Annotated in this window: 14 protein-coding genes and 1 tRNA gene; 5 read left to right on the plus strand and 10 right to left on the minus strand. The window is 59.7% G+C overall.

The window, feature by feature from the left end:
• Positions 1–63: 63 nt before the first annotated feature.
• Genes ACODTY_RS05830 through dprA form a run of 4 tightly spaced genes read left to right on the plus strand, consistent with a single transcriptional unit; the run spans position 64 to position 4,065 of the window.
• Positions 64–1,023, plus strand: a complete 960-nt coding sequence (locus ACODTY_RS05830; RefSeq protein ID WP_488993339.1) for an aspartate carbamoyltransferase catalytic subunit — start codon at positions 64–66, stop codon at positions 1,021–1,023.
• Entirely contained in the window at positions 1,023–2,309 is a 1,287-nt protein-coding gene (locus tag ACODTY_RS05835) for a dihydroorotase (protein WP_488993340.1), read from the plus strand. Before ACODTY_RS05830 ends, ACODTY_RS05835 begins: the two co-directional genes overlap by 1 nt.
• A 35-nt stretch (positions 2,310–2,344) precedes the next feature.
• Positions 2,345–2,932: a glycerol-3-phosphate 1-O-acyltransferase PlsY gene (gene plsY / locus ACODTY_RS05840; protein ID WP_488993341.1), complete on the plus strand. Its 588-nt coding sequence runs from the start codon at positions 2,345–2,347 to the stop codon at positions 2,930–2,932.
• 23 nt (positions 2,933–2,955) lie between these two features.
• Positions 2,956–4,065: a DNA-processing protein DprA gene (gene dprA / locus ACODTY_RS05845; RefSeq protein ID WP_488993342.1), complete on the plus strand. Its 1,110-nt coding sequence runs from the start codon at positions 2,956–2,958 to the stop codon at positions 4,063–4,065.
• Positions 4,066–4,599: 534 nt separating this feature from the next.
• Here the strand turns inward: dprA and ACODTY_RS05850 are convergent.
• Positions 4,600–4,674, minus strand: a tRNA-Lys gene (locus ACODTY_RS05850).
• 383 nt (positions 4,675–5,057) lie between these two features.
• On the opposite strand from ACODTY_RS05850, the gene ACODTY_RS05855 reads away from it, so the two are divergent.
• Positions 5,058–5,507 (plus strand): BA14K family protein, encoded by a 450-nt coding sequence (locus ACODTY_RS05855; RefSeq protein ID WP_488993343.1) that lies wholly within the window; start codon positions 5,058–5,060, stop codon positions 5,505–5,507.
• 73 nt (positions 5,508–5,580) lie between these two features.
• Here the strand turns inward: ACODTY_RS05855 and ACODTY_RS05860 are convergent, their stop codons facing one another.
• The 9 genes from ACODTY_RS05860 to ACODTY_RS05900 form a co-directional block, all read right to left on the minus strand.
• Positions 5,581–7,722: a sodium-translocating pyrophosphatase gene (locus ACODTY_RS05860; RefSeq protein WP_488993344.1), complete on the minus strand. Its 2,142-nt coding sequence runs from the start codon at positions 7,720–7,722 to the stop codon at positions 5,581–5,583.
• A 251-nt stretch (positions 7,723–7,973) separates the two neighbouring features.
• Positions 7,974–9,185 (minus strand): MFS transporter, encoded by a 1,212-nt coding sequence (locus tag ACODTY_RS05865; RefSeq protein ID WP_488993345.1) that lies wholly within the window; start codon positions 9,183–9,185, stop codon positions 7,974–7,976.
• Entirely contained in the window at positions 9,182–9,688 is a 507-nt protein-coding gene (gene nusB / locus ACODTY_RS05870; protein ID WP_056244396.1) for a transcription antitermination factor NusB, read from the minus strand. The genes ACODTY_RS05865 and nusB overlap by 4 nt, the downstream gene beginning before the upstream one ends.
• Positions 9,689–9,693: 5 nt before the next feature.
• Complete coding sequence (locus tag ACODTY_RS05875) at positions 9,694–10,149, minus strand: 6,7-dimethyl-8-ribityllumazine synthase (RefSeq protein WP_488993346.1); 456 nt, start codon at positions 10,147–10,149, stop codon at positions 9,694–9,696.
• Positions 10,150–10,245: 96 nt separating this feature from the next.
• Entirely contained in the window at positions 10,246–10,863 is a 618-nt protein-coding gene (locus ACODTY_RS05880) for a riboflavin synthase (protein ID WP_488993347.1), read from the minus strand.
• Positions 10,863–11,939 carry a bifunctional diaminohydroxyphosphoribosylaminopyrimidine deaminase/5-amino-6-(5-phosphoribosylamino)uracil reductase RibD gene (gene ribD / locus ACODTY_RS05885; RefSeq protein ID WP_488993384.1) on the minus strand — a complete coding sequence of 359 codons (1,077 nt, stop codon included), beginning with the start codon at positions 11,937–11,939 and terminating at the stop codon, positions 10,863–10,865. Before ribD ends, ACODTY_RS05880 begins: the two co-directional genes overlap by 1 nt.
• 51 nt (positions 11,940–11,990) lie before the next feature.
• The gene (gene nrdR, locus ACODTY_RS05890) at positions 11,991–12,455 is read right to left on the minus strand and encodes a transcriptional regulator NrdR (protein ID WP_488993348.1); all 465 of its coding nucleotides are present in this window, start codon (positions 12,453–12,455) and stop codon (positions 11,991–11,993) included.
• 126 nt (positions 12,456–12,581) lie between these two features.
• The gene (gene glyA, locus ACODTY_RS05895) at positions 12,582–13,895 is read right to left on the minus strand and encodes a serine hydroxymethyltransferase (protein ID WP_488993349.1); all 1,314 of its coding nucleotides are present in this window, start codon (positions 13,893–13,895) and stop codon (positions 12,582–12,584) included.
• Between the two features lie 167 nt (positions 13,896–14,062).
• Positions 14,063–15,316 (minus strand): L,D-transpeptidase family protein, encoded by a 1,254-nt coding sequence (locus ACODTY_RS05900; RefSeq protein WP_488993350.1) that lies wholly within the window; start codon positions 15,314–15,316, stop codon positions 14,063–14,065.
• Positions 15,317–15,490 lie beyond the last annotated feature (174 nt).

The raw sequence follows: 15,490 nt of genomic DNA on the forward strand, positions 1-15,490 counted from the left end.
AAAGGCAGCGCTTGCGGGGCCAGTGCGCGCGCCCTATAGCACCGGCCAGAGATGGTCCAGCCGATGACAGACAGCTCCCTGCCAATCTACCCTCACCGCCATTTGCTTGGCATAAGGGACCTTTCCCCAACTGACATCGAGACACTGCTGGAGCGCGCAGACCGCGCGGTAGCGATTTCGCGACAATCGGAGAAGAAAACGTCGACACTGCGCGGCCGCACGCAGATCAACCTGTTCTACGAGGCATCAACCCGCACCCAGTCTTCTTTCGAGCTTGCCGGCAAACGCCTCGGCGCCGATGTCATGAACATGTCGGTGGCAAGCTCTTCGGTAAAGAAGGGTGAGACGCTGATCGACACGGCGATGACCTTGAACGCCATGCGCCCCGACATCCTGATCATTCGCCATCAGTCCGCAGGCGCAGCGGCCTTGTTGGCCCAAAAGGTCGGTTGCTCGGTGGTCAACGCCGGAGACGGCACGCACGAACACCCGACGCAGGCCTTGCTCGACGCGCTGACCATCCGCCGCGCCAAGGGTCCATTATCGAAACTCATAGTGGCGATATGTGGAGACATCCTGCATTCGCGCGTGGCGCGCTCCAACATCATCTTGCTGAACGCACTTGGCGCACAGGTGCGGGTCGTTGCTCCCTCCACTCTGTTGCCTTCCGGCATCGAACGCATGGGCGTGATCGTGGCCCGTTCGATGGCCGAAGGCCTGAAGGATGCCGATGTGGTGATGATGCTGCGCCTGCAGCGTGAGCGCATGGCCGGAAGCTTCGTACCATCGGTGCGCGAATATTTCCGCTACTTCGGCCTAGACGCTGAAAAGCTGAAAGCGGCGAAGGACGATGCGCTGGTGATGCATCCGGGGCCGATGAACAGGGGCGTTGAAATCGCTTCGGAAATCGCCGACGGACCGCAAAGCGTGATCCAGGAACAGGTCGAAATGGGTGTTGCCGTGCGCATGGCGGTGATGGAAGCGCTGCTCGACCCGCGCCGCAACCCGGAGGGGCGCGGCTGATGGCCACGACAGTTTTCAGCCGGGCCCGCATCATCGACCCGTCGCGGGGGATCGACGAGATCGGCTCGGTCATTGTCGATGGCAAGAAGATCGCTGCCGCCGGCAAGGCTGCTTTGAACCAGGGCACTCCGGAAGGCGCTACGGTGATCGACTGCGCTGGTAAGTCGATCATCCCGGGGCTGGTCGACAGCCGCGTTTTCATCGGAGAACCCGGCGGTGAGCACCGCGAAACGATCGCGTCAGCCAGTACGGCGGCGGCAGCGGGTGGCGTAACCTCAATCGTGATGATGCCCGACACCGACCCGGTGATCGACAATGTCGCCCTAGTGGAATTCGTGCTGCGCACTGCCAAGGATACGGCGAGCGTCAACATCTTTCCCGCGGCGGCGATAACCAAGGGCCTGGAAGGCCGCGAGTTGACGGAGTTCGGCTTGCTGCGCGAGGCCGGCGCCGTCGCATTCACCGACGGCCGACATACCATTTCCAACTCACTGGTGATGCGCAGGGCGCTGACCTATGCGCGCGATTTCGGAGCCGTGATCGCGCATGAGATACAAGACGCCGATCTCGCCTCGGCAGGCGTCATGAATGAAGGACTTTACGCAAGCTGGCTGGGCCTTGCCGGCATCCCGCGCGAAGCGGAAACGATCCCGCTCGAACGCGACCTAGCCTTGGCGCGCCTCACACGCGGCAACTATCATGCCGCCAAGATCTCAACGGCCATGGCAGCCGATGCGGTCAAGCGGGCGAAGAGCGATGGTGCGAATGTGACGGCAGGTGTCGCCATCCACAATCTGTCGCTGAACGAGAACGATGTCGGCGAGTACCGCACCTTCTTCCGTCTCGCACCTCCGTTGCGAGCAGAGGAAGACAGGCTGGCGATGATCGAGGCGATCAAGGAGGGCACGGTTGATCTGATCGTCTCCTCGCACGACCCGCAGGACGTCGATACCAAACGCCTGCCTTTCGCCGATGCCGCAGCCGGCGCGGTAGGATTGGAGACACTTCTGGCGGTGGCGTTGCGCCTTCACCACAACGACGAGGTGCCGTTGATGCGCGTAGTAGAAGCGCTGTCCACAGCCCCTGCCCGGTTGTTTGACCTGCCGGGTGGTTCTTTGAAGCCCGGAGCGACGGCCGACCTCGCTGTGGTTGACCTCGAAGAACCCTGGATCGTGAGTGAAAGCGCCATTCGCTCGCGCTCCAAGAATACCTGTTTCGAAGGCGCGCGGCTGCAAGGCAAGGTCTTGCAAACGATGGTTGCGGGCCGCACAGTATTTTCGGCCTAGACCGGCACTTCGAACCGGTCAGCCGAGGGGGAAACATGACCTACGCTGCTATCGCGGCCCTGATCTTCGGTTACCTGCTTGGCTCGATTCCATTCGGCTTGCTTTTGACCCGTGCCGCTGGTCTTGGCGATGTGCGTTCCATCGGCTCGGGCAATATTGGCGCGACCAACGTGCTACGCACCGGCAACAAGAAGCTTGCTGCCGCCACGCTTATCCTGGACATGCTGAAGGGTACCGCTGCGGTTCTGATCGCCGGACACTATGGGATGGAATTTGGGCTTTTCGCCGGCTTTGGAGCCTTCCTTGGACATCTTTTTCCGGCGTGGCTGGGGTTCAAAGGCGGCAAGGGTGTCGCAACCTATCTCGGCGTGCTGATCGGACTGGTCTGGCAAGCGGCACTGATCTTCGCGGCTGTATGGCTGCTGATGGCAATATTGTTCCGCTATTCATCGCTTGCGGCACTGAGTGCGGCGGTCATAGTTCCGATCGCATTGTGGTTTCTAGCAACGCCGGTCATTGCTGGGCTGTTTGCGGTGATGAGTATCATCCTGATCTACAAGCATCGCACCAACATCTCACGCCTGATGGCGGGCACCGAAGGTCGGATCGGCGCCAAGGGGTGACACAGGTGCAGCCAGGACCAAGGTTGAGCGACCGGCAACGGATCGCCTGGCTCAGGTTGATCCGCACCTCGAATGTCGGGCCTGCGTCATTCCGGGATCTGATCAACCGATTCGGATCGGCTGAGACAGCGCTTGAGATGCTGCCGGAACTGATGGCGGCTACCGGTTCCAGAAGAACAGTCCACATTCCAAGCCTTTCGGATGCCGAAGCCGAGATGGATAAGGCAAACCGGCATGGGGCAAGGTTTGTATGCGTCGGCGAGCCTGACTACCCGCCGCTGCTCAAGGTGATCGACCACCCGCCGCCGTTGCTGGCTATCATTGGCAAAGGAGAGGTTTTCAACCTGCCGTCAATCGCCATTGTGGGTGCGCGTAACGCCTCGCTTGCCGGCATCAAGATGGCAAGAACGCTGGCCGGTGAAATTGGACGTGACGGGTACAGCATCGTGTCGGGCCTTGCTCGGGGGATCGATACGGCAGCGCATCAAGGGAGCCTAGAGAGCGGTACGATCGGCGTTCTTGCCGGAGGATTGGATGTGCCCTACCCGCCGGAAAACGCGAACCTTTGCCGCGAGATTGCCGATCGTGGCGGTGCGGTCGTATCGGAGATGCCGTTCGGGTGGCAACCGCGAGCCCAGGATTTTCCGCGACGCAACCGCCTAGTGGCCGGAATGGCTCTCGGCTTGGTCGTGATCGAGGCGGCGAAACGGTCCGGCTCCCTGATCAGTGCAAGATTGGCTGGTGAAATGGGACGATTGGTCTTCGCCGTTCCCGGTTCGCCACTTGATCCGCGTGCCGGCGGCACCAATGGGTTGCTAAAGGACGGCGCGACCCTTGTGACCGAAGCAGCGGACGTGCTGAGCGCAGTTGCCCCACTTTCCGCCCGGTCAAGCACGCCCAACCTTGCGCTCGAGGAACCGCCCGACCTGTCACGCAGCCCGTCTCACGGCGAAGACGAGCGTAGTCTCATCATGGAAGCCCTCGGGCCAACGCCGATAGAAATCGACGAGATCATCGCACACACCCGCCTGCACCCCGCCCAGGTCTCGATGGTGCTTCTGGAATTGGATCTGGCCGGACGCCTCGAACGTCATACCGGCGGCAGCGTTTCACTGGTGTTTAGAGATACTTAGTTCGGAATACGCCGAACACGTGCAAATTCCAGCAAAGCCCCTTACCGCGCAAACTAAGCCGCCAAGTCATGGATAGGCAGCTGGCCAGTTGCTGTCAGGCCGATCGGCGTGATGCCACGATGCCATATGCGGCAAAAGCTACAGCAGCTCCGACTGCATAACGAAGCCACGCGTAGCCGAAGTCAATTTCGCTACCTACAACAGCATAGGCTCCCGCTACGATGAAGCTTGCGGCGAGTAGACCGAGGCCAAACCCCTCACCCAACGACAGATTACCGCAAAGCCACGCAACTCTCGGACTGGTGACGCGGCGACTGATAAATCGCAGCGCTTCCCCAACGATCGCGCCTGCCACGCCCACAACGACGGCGGCGCCTACAACCCAAGCCAAAATTGCAAGACCCTGTTGAAGCATTACATCACCCGATACCACCAGCCTTTATTAGTGCCAGATATGGGCAGACAGTCAAGCAAGGCCGATGCGCGTCCGCGAAGCCATCAGCAGGAAAAAGCAGTTGATTTATTCATTTGAGATGGTGAGCCGGGAGGGGATCGAACCCTCGACCACATGATTAAAAGTCACGTGCTCTACCGCTGAGCTACCGGCCCATCCAAACCGTCCAGACCTTGGTCGGGACGACCTGCCCTTCGGGTCTTTCCAAAGGAAACTTGCTTCGCGCTGCCCAGGACAAAGCCGCAGCATTTCCAAGGCGCGATCAACCCCGGAATTGCGCGGAACATAGGGAGGGAGTTCTTACCGGTCAACCGGAAAAAACGCGGCGTTTTCGGTCTTACTCACATTCGCACCGCACATCATCGGCACCCCCGATTTCCAGATGTGGTTGAACGATTCGTATGCACTCTCAAAACAACGCTAACGGACCGTCATATTTATATTATCAATATTAAATATAATAACTCATGGGAACTATTTCTGGAAAATCACGTTGCCACGACTAAGGGACGTTGTTTTGCGTTGTCAGGAGAAGATCATGAAACGCCTTGTCACAGCTCTGCTGGCTTCCGTTCTTTCGGCTTCGTTTCTTGCCGCAAGTCCAAGCGCCGTGAGCGCAGCACCAGCTTATGCGCCGTACACACAACCTGCTTCATCATCATTGAATGCACAGCCGGTCGACTATCGTCCGTGGCAAAGGCGTGGATTCAACCGGGACCGGAACAATGCATATTACAACGGTCACCGTGGTTATCGCGAATATCACCGGGGATACCGCCGTCACGGTGATTTCTGGTTCCCGCTGGCTGCTTTTGCCACGGGCGCGATAATCGCCGGAGCCATCGCGAACGACGCGCCGCCCGCCTATATCGGCGGCAATGCCCACGCTCGTTGGTGTTACGACCGCTACCGCAGTTACCGAGCTTACGACAATACGTTCCAACCTTACAACGGCCCACGCCGGCAGTGCTATTCACCCTATCGCTGAACCGTAACGGCAACGCCCAAAGAAAAACCCGCGGGATCGCTCCCGCGGGTTTTTGCATCTAGAGACGTCTGACTTAGCTGTGAGCGAGAACCGCAAGCAGCAGCAGCGCCACGATGTTGGTGATCTTGATCGCCGGGTTGACGGCGGGACCAGCGGTATCCTTGTAGGGATCGCCGACGGTATCACCCGTGACCGAAGCCTTGTGTGCTTCAGAGCCCTTGAGGTGCTTGACGCCATCCTTGTCCGTGAAGCCATCCTCGAACGACTTCTTGGCATTGTCCCATGCGCCACCGCCAGAGGTCATCGAAATGGCCACAAATAGGCCATTGACGATAACGCCGAGCAGCGAGGCGCCGAGCGCGGCAAAGGCGGAAGCCTTCGAACCCGAGATCAGCAGAACGCCGAAGTAGACGACAAGCGGAGCCAAAACAGGCAGCAACGACGGAATGATCATTTCCTTGATCGCTGCCTTGGTCAAAAGATCGACCGCACGCGCATAGTTAGGCTTGGAAGTTCCCTGCATGATGCCCGGATCCTCGCGGAACTGCTTGCGCACCTCCTCGACGATTGAGCCGGCAGCGCGGCCCACTGCGGTCATGGCGATGCCACCGAACAGGTACGGGATCAGGCCGCCGAAGATCAGGCCGGCGACAACGTACGGATTCGAAAGATCGAACGACACACTGCCCATATCAGCGAAGTACGGGTACTGCGCACCATTGGCGGCAAAGAACTGCAGATCGTTGGAATATGCAGCAAACAGCACGAGCGCGCCGAGGCCGGCCGAACCGATGGCATAGCCCTTGGTGACCGCCTTGGTGGTGTTTCCAACTGCGTCGAGCGCGTCCGTCGAATGACGCACTTCCTTGGGCAGGCCAGACATTTCGGCAATGCCGCCGGCATTGTCAGTCACCGGACCGAAAGCGTCGAGCGCCACAATCATGCCGGCCAGGCCGAGCATGGTGGTGACGGCAATCGCCGTACCGAACAAGCCTGCGAGCTGGAAGGTGGCAATGATGCCGCCGACAATGACGATGGCCGGCAGCGCCGTCGATTCCAGTGAAACCGCGAGGCCCTGGATGACATTGGTGCCGTGGCCGGTCACTGAAGCCTGAGCGATCGAGTTGACCGGGCGCTTGTTGGTGCCGGTGTAGTACTCGGTGATCACCACGATCAACGCCGTCACCAGAAGGCCGATCAGTCCGCACACAAACAGGCTGGTACCCGTCAAGGCGATGCCGTTGGCTGTTCCAACGTCGCCCCAGCCGATCGTCAACTGGTTGGCAACGGCAAGACCGCCAACCGACAGAATACCGGTGACGATGAGGCCCTTATAAAGCGCGCCCATAATCGAGCCGTTCGAGCCGAGCTTTACGAAGAATGTGCCGATGATCGATGTAACGATGCAGACGCCGCAGATGACCAGCGGATAGAGCATCATATCGGCGAGGTTCGGAGCCGCGCCAAAGAAGATGGCAGCCAGAACCATCGTCGCAACAACCGTCACGGCATAGGTCTCGAACAGGTCGGCAGCCATGCCTGCGCAGTCGCCGACATTGTCGCCAACGTTATCGGCGATGGTAGCCGGGTTGCGCGGATCATCTTCCGGAATGCCTGCTTCAACCTTACCGACGAGATCGCCGCCGACGTCCGCACCCTTGGTGAAGATGCCGCCGCCGAGACGGGCGAAGATGGAGATGAGCGATGCGCCGAAGCCGAGCGCGACAAGCGCGTCGACAACCTCACGGCTGGCGGGCGCATGGCCGAGCGGACCAGTCAGAAACCAATAATAGACCGACACGCCAAGCAGCGCGAGGCCGGCAACCAGCATGCCGGTGATAGCACCCGACTTGAATGCAATGTCCAGGCCGGCAGCGAGGCTGTTGGAAGCAGCCTGCGCGGTGCGCACATTGGCGCGAACCGAGACATGCATGCCGATGAAGCCGGCAGCGCCCGACAAGACCGCACCAATCAGGAAACCGAATGCAGCGGTTGCAGAAAGCAGCCACCAGGCCAGAATGAATACAACGATGCCAACGATGGCGATGGTGGTGTACTGGCGCGCCAGGTAGGCCTGGGCGCCTTCGCGGATGGCCGCGGAGATTTCCTGCATGCGTGCATTGCCCTGGTCGGACGCTAGTACCGACTGTGTCGCCCAGATGGCGTATAGGACAGAGAGCAGACCGCAGGCGATGACGACGTAAAGCATGGTCATGCCGGATTTTCCTCGAGTGATGGCCCGAAAGAACCCCCCTCCGGGCCGATGGAGACGAAACCGGACCCGGTTGCGGAATCCGATCGTTCGCAGCGGCTTATGCGAAACAGGTGAACGAACGTCAAGATATTGTTCGGTTTTTGCCCCGTTTTCGCCCTAAAGGATAAGACATCGGCGGTGCATTTCGCACCGCCGACTGGTTTTATCGATTGAAACTGGCGAGTTCTGCGGCGACCACCGCAGAGCCTTGGTCAGGCGGGCTGCCTGCGGATGCTGACCTGCAGCATGCCGAGCAAGACAAGGCAGAGAACAGCTATCGGCAAGACAATCCAGGCAAGCATATTCCAGCCCCAGGCATTGTAGACCGCACCGGACATCAGTGAAGCGAAGGCCACGCTGGAGAACAGAACGAAATCGTGGAAGCCCTGCGCCTTGCCCTTTTCTTCGGGTCGGTAGCAATCGGCCACCATCGCCGTCGAGCCAATGAAGCCAAAATTCCAACCCAGTCCGAGCAGGATCAAAGCCACCCAGAACTGCCAGAGCTGAATGCCCGACAATGCCACCAAACCACAGCCGATCAGCAAGGCGAAGCCCACGGCAACGATGGTTGGAGCGCCGAACCGATGGATCAGCCGCCCGGTAAAGAAGCTTGGCGCAAACATCGCCATGACGTGCCACGAGATGCCGAGCGTGGCTTCGTCTGAGGTAAAGCCACAGCCCACCATCGCAAGTGGTGCGCCGGTCATGACGAAGGTCATCAACGCATAGGAACCTACCGCGCATAGCAACGCCACCGCAAAGCGCGGCTGGGTGACGATCTCGCCCAGCGACCGGCCAGTTCCAGCGGCCGCCTTTGCGGTTTTTGCAGACGACTCGGTGCGCAGAAATGCAAGGACAATACCACCAACACCAGAGAGCACGATCAGTGCGGCGAACGCTCCGGCGAACATGACCGGCGCAAGAAGGTCCTTGGTGAAAATTACGACCTGTGGGCCGAGCACAGCAGTGAAAACGCCGCCAGCCAGAACGAAGGAAATGGCTCGCGCCTTGAATTCTGGTGGCGCGTTGTCTGCCGCCGCAAAGCGGAACTGCTGGACGAATGCTCCACCGGTACCAATAAGCAGCAAGCCGAACGCAAAACCCCAAAAACTGGATTGGAACAACGCAATCGTCGCCGCCAGTGCGCCGAGCGCGGTGATGCCCGTGCCGGTCAAAAAGCCGTCACGCTGGCCGAGCCGGCGGATAATCGCCGCTGCCGGCAGCGCGCCCAGAGCCACGCCTACATTGTACCCGGTCAAGGGAGCGGTCGCCAAAGACTTGTCCGTCCCAAGCATATAATGTCCGGCAAGCGCACCGAGCGCGAAACAGATCGGACCTGCAGATCCGATGATTGCCTGTGCTGCTGCAAGAATGATGGCTGTACGCCGAGCTTCGCGCTCGGCATCAGCATGCCCAATTGTCATGAAATTTCCTTACCTTTGCCCCGTCCCTCGCCGCGCACCCGGCGCGACACGCGATCCAATACCGCGTTGACGAGCTTTGGCTCGTCCTCATCATAGAACGCTTTGGCAATATCAATATATTCCGAGACAATCACGGCGACCGGAACTTCTTCGCGTCGCATCAACTCGTAAGTGCCCGCACGCAGGATAGCGCGTAGCGTGGAATCGAGGCGCGACAGCGGCCAGTCTTCGGTCAAGGCCTGTCGGATGATCGGGTCAAGGGTCTTCTGGTTTTCCACAACACCGGCCAAAATGCCGCGAAACCACTGCGCATCCGCCTCGCGATAGAGCGCACCGTCAACCTCTTTGCCGAGCCGGAATGCTTCATATTCCGCAGTGATTTCCAGGAGACCACTACCGGCGACATCCATCTGGTAAAGCGCCTGCACAGCCGCAAGGCGCGCGGCGCCGCGCTTGTTGGCCTGTCGTACCGGCGGCTGGCCGCTGCCCGTTGGATCAGTCACGTCGTTCAGGCTCCGAGTTTCGTGCGAAGGGAAATCATCGTCAGGGCAGCACGCGCTGCAAAACCACCCTTGTCGCCTTCGCTGCGCTTTGCGCGGGTCCAGGCCTGTTCCTCGTTTTCCGTCGTCAGGATGCCGTTGCCGACACAAATCGCTTCCTGCACCGAGAGATCCATCAGTGCACGTGCCGATTCGTTGGCAACGATATCAAAGTGGTGTGTCTCGCCGCGGATCACCGTGCCCAGCGCCACATAGCCGTCATAGCCCTTACCGCCCGATGCCTCAGCATCAAGGGCAAACGAGATTACGGCCGGGATTTCCAGCGCACCGGGAACGGTGACAACATCATACTTGGCGCCGGCATCCTCAAGGGCAGCCTTTGCGCCATCCAGCAACGCATCCGCGAGGTCGTCGTAAAAGCGCGCCTCGATTATCAGAAGCTTGAGTTTCTTGTCCTTGGCCATGTCTTTGCGTCTCCGGAGGAGCCGGTCAATTAGGCCGAAGCGCGACCGTCCGCAAGCCTTGGAAACGTTCTATCGGGTAATCACGCCAAGTTGCAGTTACAGGCCTTGGGTGGATGCTTCCGCAAGGCGCGCTGCATAGCGGGCCATGGTGTCAATCTCCAGGTTGACGCGGTCACCAACCTTGCGCTCACCCCAAGTGGTGACCGCCAGCGAATGATGGATCAGAAGTACATCGAAACGTGTGCCTTCCACCTTGTTCACAGTGAGCGATGTGCCGTCCAATGCAACCGACCCTTTCGGCGCGATAAACTTGGCCAAGTCACGCGGCGCGTCCAGCGTGAAGCGTACCGCATCGCCCTCGTCTTCACGCGCCACGATCTCAGCCATTCCGTCGACATGCCCGGACACGATGTGGCCGCCCAGCTCGTCGCCAATCTTGAGCGCGCGCTCAAGATTGATGCGGCTACCAGCTTGCCAAGCAGACGCCGTCGTCAGCCGCAGCGCCTCCTCCCACGCCTCGACCTCGAACCAACGCGCGTTTGTCTTTTTCGCAGGCAAGGCAGTAACGGTAAGGCAGACGCCCGAACATGCAATCGAGGCTCCGATGGCAATGGTTTCGGGATCGTAGGTCGTTTCGATACGCAGACCGACGCCCTGCTTCAAAGGGTTAATCGCCGCGACCGTGCCCACATCAGTGACGATACCCGTAAACATCAGTAATCCCTCACCCACTCCGCATAGCTGTCATCACCGAGGCGCATCTCGCGCACTTTGTGAAAACCTGGCGGTATATGGTCAGGATCGATCGGCGCTGCAATCCCGGCCGGTCCAATCTCGCGAGGCCCATGGAACAACACGATGCGATCGACCAATCCCTCCGCAAGAAAAGACCGTGCAACTGCAGCACCGCCTTCGACGAGGACACTGGCCATGCCGAGAGCGGCCAGATCTTCCATTAGTTCCGGTAGTGCAATCTGACCATCATGCAGTTCGGTGCCCACGAAGCGCACGCCTCGGCGCTCAAGCGTTGCCTTACGATGCGGATCTGCCGACGCGTCGGAGGCAATGTAGAGCGGCACTCGGTCCGCATCCGCCACCAGCTTCGAAGTTTCCGGCAATCGGATTTCGCGATCAAGCACGATGCGAGCCGGCGAACGGTTCTCAAGACCAGGCAGGCGAACCGTCAGCGCCGGGTCGTCCTCTAGCGCCGTGCCTATACCGATCAGAACTGCATCGGCCTCGGCGCGCATCAGATGTACTTCGCGCCTCGCCATATCCCCGGTAATTGCAAATTGCCCCTGACCGTTGGCGCCAATCTTTCCGTCAGATGAAACAGCAATCTTTAGAATGACTTCAGGCCTCTTCCTCAATGAGCGTGTCAGATACCCAGCCATCTGATCGGAAGCATCTGCCGAGAGCAACCGCTCGACAACTTCGATGCCAGCCTCCCTCAAGATCGCGTATCCCTTGCCGGAAACACGTGTGTCCGGATCACTTGCCGCCCCGACTACACGCGAAACACCGGCATTGACCAACGCATTCGCACATGGCGGCGTGCGACCATGATGGGCGCACGGCTCAAGCGTCACATAGGCCGTGGCTCCGCGCGCCAGTTCGCCGGCCTGTACCAGCGCCTCTGCCTCAGCATGAGGACGTCCGCCAATTGCGGTAACGCCTGTACCGACAATCATGGCGCCTGCGCCATCATTGCGCACGAGAATGGTGCCGACGGCCGGGTTGGTTGACGTGCGGCCGGCATTGCGCCGCGACAAGCGGAGTGCGGCCGCCATATAGCGGCGATCAAGCCTCTCCTGCGCGGTTACTGCCGCCTCGCCCGCCACTTAACCGCCCTCCTCGTCACCCTTCAATTCGCCAAGAACCTCGTGAAAGTCCTTCGCCTCGCGGAAGTTGCGATAGACGGATGCGAAGCGGACATAGGCGACGTCGTCGAGCGACTTGAGCGCCTCCATGACTAGCCTGCCTACCTCTGCTGACGGGATCTCGGTTTCCCCGGAGCTTTCAAGCTGGCGCACGATACCGGTCACGGCACGATCGATGCGTTCAGGATCGACGTTGCGCTTGCGAACCGCGATCTCTACCGAGCGCAAAAGCTTGTCGCGGTCGAAAGCCGCTTTGCGGCCGGATTTCTTGACAACGACAAGGTCGCGCAACTGGACCCGTTCAAAGGTCGTGAAGCGGCCGCCGCAGTCAGGGCAAACGCGCCGCCTACGGATGGCCGAACCATCCTCAGCGGGCCGGGAATCCTTCACCTGCGTATCTTCGGACTGGCAATAAGGACAGCGCATATGAAGCCTTTGCTACGCGATTCTTAACTGCGCGAAAGGCTAGAGTGTTTTGCCCAAATGGCAAAGACAACGCAGCCCCGCTCCCCACAGATAGCGAGGCTGTGCCCGATTTTCTATTCCCGTGGATTATCCAAGATACGGATAGAGCGGGAAGCGCTCGGTCAAAGCCACGACCTTCTTCTGGACAGCAGCCTCGACGGCGGCATTGCCTTCATCGGAATTGGCGGCCTTCAATCCGTCGAGAACCTCGGCAATGAGCTTGCCGATTTCGCGGAATTCGGCTTGGCCGAAGCCGCGCGTGGTGCCGGCTGGTGTACCAAGACGAACGCCGGAGGTAACAAACGGCTTTTCCGGGTCGAAAGGAATACCATTCTTGTTGCAGGTGATATTGGCGCGCCCCAAGGCCGCCTCGGCGCGTTTGCCAGTGGCGTTCTTCGGGCGCAGGTCCACCAGCATCAAATGGTTGTCCGTACCGCCAGAGACAATATCGAGACCGGTTTCCTTGAGGCTCGATGCCAGAACCTTAGCGTTGTCGGCGACATTCTGGGCATAGACCTTGAAGCTCGGCTTCAGCGCTTCGCCAAGCGCCACCGCCTTGGCTGCGATGACGTGCATCAGCGGGCCACCTTGCAGACCCGGAAACACCGCAGAATTCATCTTCTTGGCGATGTCCTCGTCATTGGTGAGGATCATTCCGCCGCGAGGGCCGCGGAGCGATTTGTGGGTGGTAGTCGTCACCACATGCGCATGCGGCAAGGGCGAAGGATGCACGCCGGCAGCGACCAAGCCGGCGATGTGCGCCATGTCGACCATCAGGTAAGCGCCAATAGAATCAGCTATTTCGCGGAACCTCTTCCAGTCCCAGATGCGCGAATAGGCGGTGCCGCCGGCCAGGATCAGCTTCGGCTTGTGTTCGTGGGCTTTCTTTTCGATTTCGTCCATGTCCAGCAGGTGATCGTCCTTGCGCACACCGTAGGAGACGACCTTGAACCACTTGCCGCTCATGTTCACCGGCGAACCGTGGGTCAGGTGCCCGCCCGAATTGAGGTCGAGGCCCATGAAGGTGTCGCCCGGCTGCAATAGCGCCAGGAAAACGGCCTGATTCATCTGGCTGCCGGAATTCGGCTGCACGTTGGCAAAGTTGCAGCCGAACAGCTTCTTGGCGCGCTCGATGGCAAGCTCTTCGGCAACGTCTACGAACTGGCAACCACCATAGTAGCGCTTGCCCGGATAACCCTCGGCATACTTGTTGGTCATGATCGAGCCTTGCGCTTCCAGAACGGCGCGCGAGACGATGTTTTCAGAGGCAATCAACTCTATTTCGTGGCGCTGGCGGCCAAGCTCATTGCGGATCGAGCCGAAGATTTCCGGATCGACTTCCGAGAGCGGCGTTTCGAAGAAGGAATTGAGTTGGCTGGAGGCGGCCGACTGTGTTGCCATGGCGTGAAACATCCTTGCTGCAAAGGTCTGCGCGCCATTAACATACTTGCCTTGCGGTCGCCACGTGCGCGGGGCGAAATTCGCTGGTCCGATTGCGGCAATGCGTCGCCGCCAACGAAAAAAGGCCGCCCTGAGGACGGCCTTTCCAAATTCATAGCAGCCAAGTGCTAGAGCGACGATGTGATCTGCAACTCGTCCACGCCGTCCCAACCGTAGACGTCGTCACGGAACTGGGCGACGCCATCGCCGGTAGACCAAGCCGAAACGTAGAGGAAGTGGACCGGAACAGGATTGGTGACGGCAACCGGCTGGGATTCCCCGGTCTTGATCGCCGCCTCGAAATGCTGACGATCCCAGCCGGGGGTGTCGCGCAGGATCCAGGTTACAAGGTCGCGTACGTTCTGGACGCGCACGCAGCCCGAAGAATCGAAGCGAATCAGCTTGTTGAACAAACTCTGCTGCGGCGTATCGTGCATGTAGACGCCGTCCGGGCTCGGGAAATTGATCTTGACCGAGGCCATTGCGTTGCCAGCGCCCGGGTCCTGGCGGAAACGGTACTTGGCCGCCTCTTCCGTCGACCAATCCACGGTCATCGGATCGACTTCGCTGCCATCGGGCGCAAACAGCCTGATCTTGCTGTTCTTCAGATAGTCCGGATCCTTGCGCATCAGCGGAATGATGTCCTTGCGCACGATGGAAACCGGGGCGTTCCAATACGGATTGACGATGATTTCGTTGATCTTGGAATTTACGATTGGCGTCTGGCGGTCGATCTTTCCAACGATTGCCGTGTGCCGAAGCACGACGCGACCATTCTCCACCGCCTCGATCTGGGCTGCCGGGATATTGACCAGGACGTAGCGGTCGCCGAGCGTGCCAGCTTTTTCACGCAAACGACCAAGATTGGTTTCCAACTGGCCGAGGCGGGTCTGCGCCGCAACATTCATCGCCAGATAGGAATATTTGCCGAGGACGCCATCTTCCGGCAGGCCATGGCGGGCCTGGAAGCGCTTCACCGCAGCATCCACGTAAGAGTCGAACGATTCCGAAAAACCCGCGCTTTGCGGCAGATCGCCCGACACCATCAGGCGCTTGCGCAGCGGAACCACGTCAGGATCAATGACGCCAAGCTTCAGCTTCTTGGTCGCAGGTACCTGCTCCCAACCACCGCGTGCAACGATGTCCTGATACTGGGCAATCGCCTGCTCGGTGTAGGAAATCGTCTGCGGGCTGAAGATGGGCAGCGTCGAGGCCACCTTGCCGCGTCCGGTGGCGCGAGCATCGAAAGTGTCATCCCAGTTGCCGCGACCGGCGGCCTTCAGGATATCGTCAACGACGTTCTGTGCGCTGGCTCCACCTGCGATCACAGAAGCTGCGATCGCAGAGGCTCCGGACAAAAACATACGGCGGCTGGTTTTCATGGGCGTTCCAGACATTCTTCCAGTCTATGTTCAGGCGATACGGGCCGGCACTCTAGGCTGGCCGAACTTAACAATTCGCCAACCATACCGGCATCACATCGGCGTAAAAAACGCACCGCGCCGAAACAAGGTTCCAGACAGGTAGGAGCATTCCTACCGCTACCTTACTCGTCT

The sequence above is a fragment of the Mesorhizobium sp. FG116 genome (genome assembly GCF_057809835.1).

Coding starts and splice junctions, on each gene's coding strand:
- ACODTY_RS05860 (WP_488993344.1), bottom strand. CDS start 7,722: ATGACCATGCTTTACGTCGTCATCGCCTGCGGTCTGCTCTCTGTCCTA.
- ACODTY_RS05880 (WP_488993347.1), bottom strand. CDS start 10,863: ATGTTTACGGGTATCGTCACTGATGTGGGCACGGTCGCGGCGATTAAC.
- ACODTY_RS05830 (WP_488993339.1), top strand. CDS start 64: ATGACAGACAGCTCCCTGCCAATCTACCCTCACCGCCATTTGCTTGGC.
- ACODTY_RS05835 (WP_488993340.1), top strand. CDS start 1,023: ATGGCCACGACAGTTTTCAGCCGGGCCCGCATCATCGACCCGTCGCGG.
- ACODTY_RS05900 (WP_488993350.1), bottom strand. CDS start 15,316: ATGAAAACCAGCCGCCGTATGTTTTTGTCCGGAGCCTCTGCGATCGCA.
- ACODTY_RS05875 (WP_488993346.1), bottom strand. CDS start 10,149: ATGGCCAAGGACAAGAAACTCAAGCTTCTGATAATCGAGGCGCGCTTT.
- nrdR (WP_488993348.1), bottom strand. CDS start 12,455: ATGCGCTGTCCTTATTGCCAGTCCGAAGATACGCAGGTGAAGGATTCC.
- ACODTY_RS05865 (WP_488993345.1), bottom strand. CDS start 9,185: ATGACAATTGGGCATGCTGATGCCGAGCGCGAAGCTCGGCGTACAGCC.
- glyA (WP_488993349.1), bottom strand. CDS start 13,895: ATGGCAACACAGTCGGCCGCCTCCAGCCAACTCAATTCCTTCTTCGAA.
- plsY (WP_488993341.1), top strand. CDS start 2,345: ATGACCTACGCTGCTATCGCGGCCCTGATCTTCGGTTACCTGCTTGGC.
- ribD (WP_488993384.1), bottom strand. CDS start 11,939: ATGGCGGCCGCACTCCGCTTGTCGCGGCGCAATGCCGGCCGCACGTCA.
- ACODTY_RS05855 (WP_488993343.1), top strand. CDS start 5,058: ATGAAACGCCTTGTCACAGCTCTGCTGGCTTCCGTTCTTTCGGCTTCG.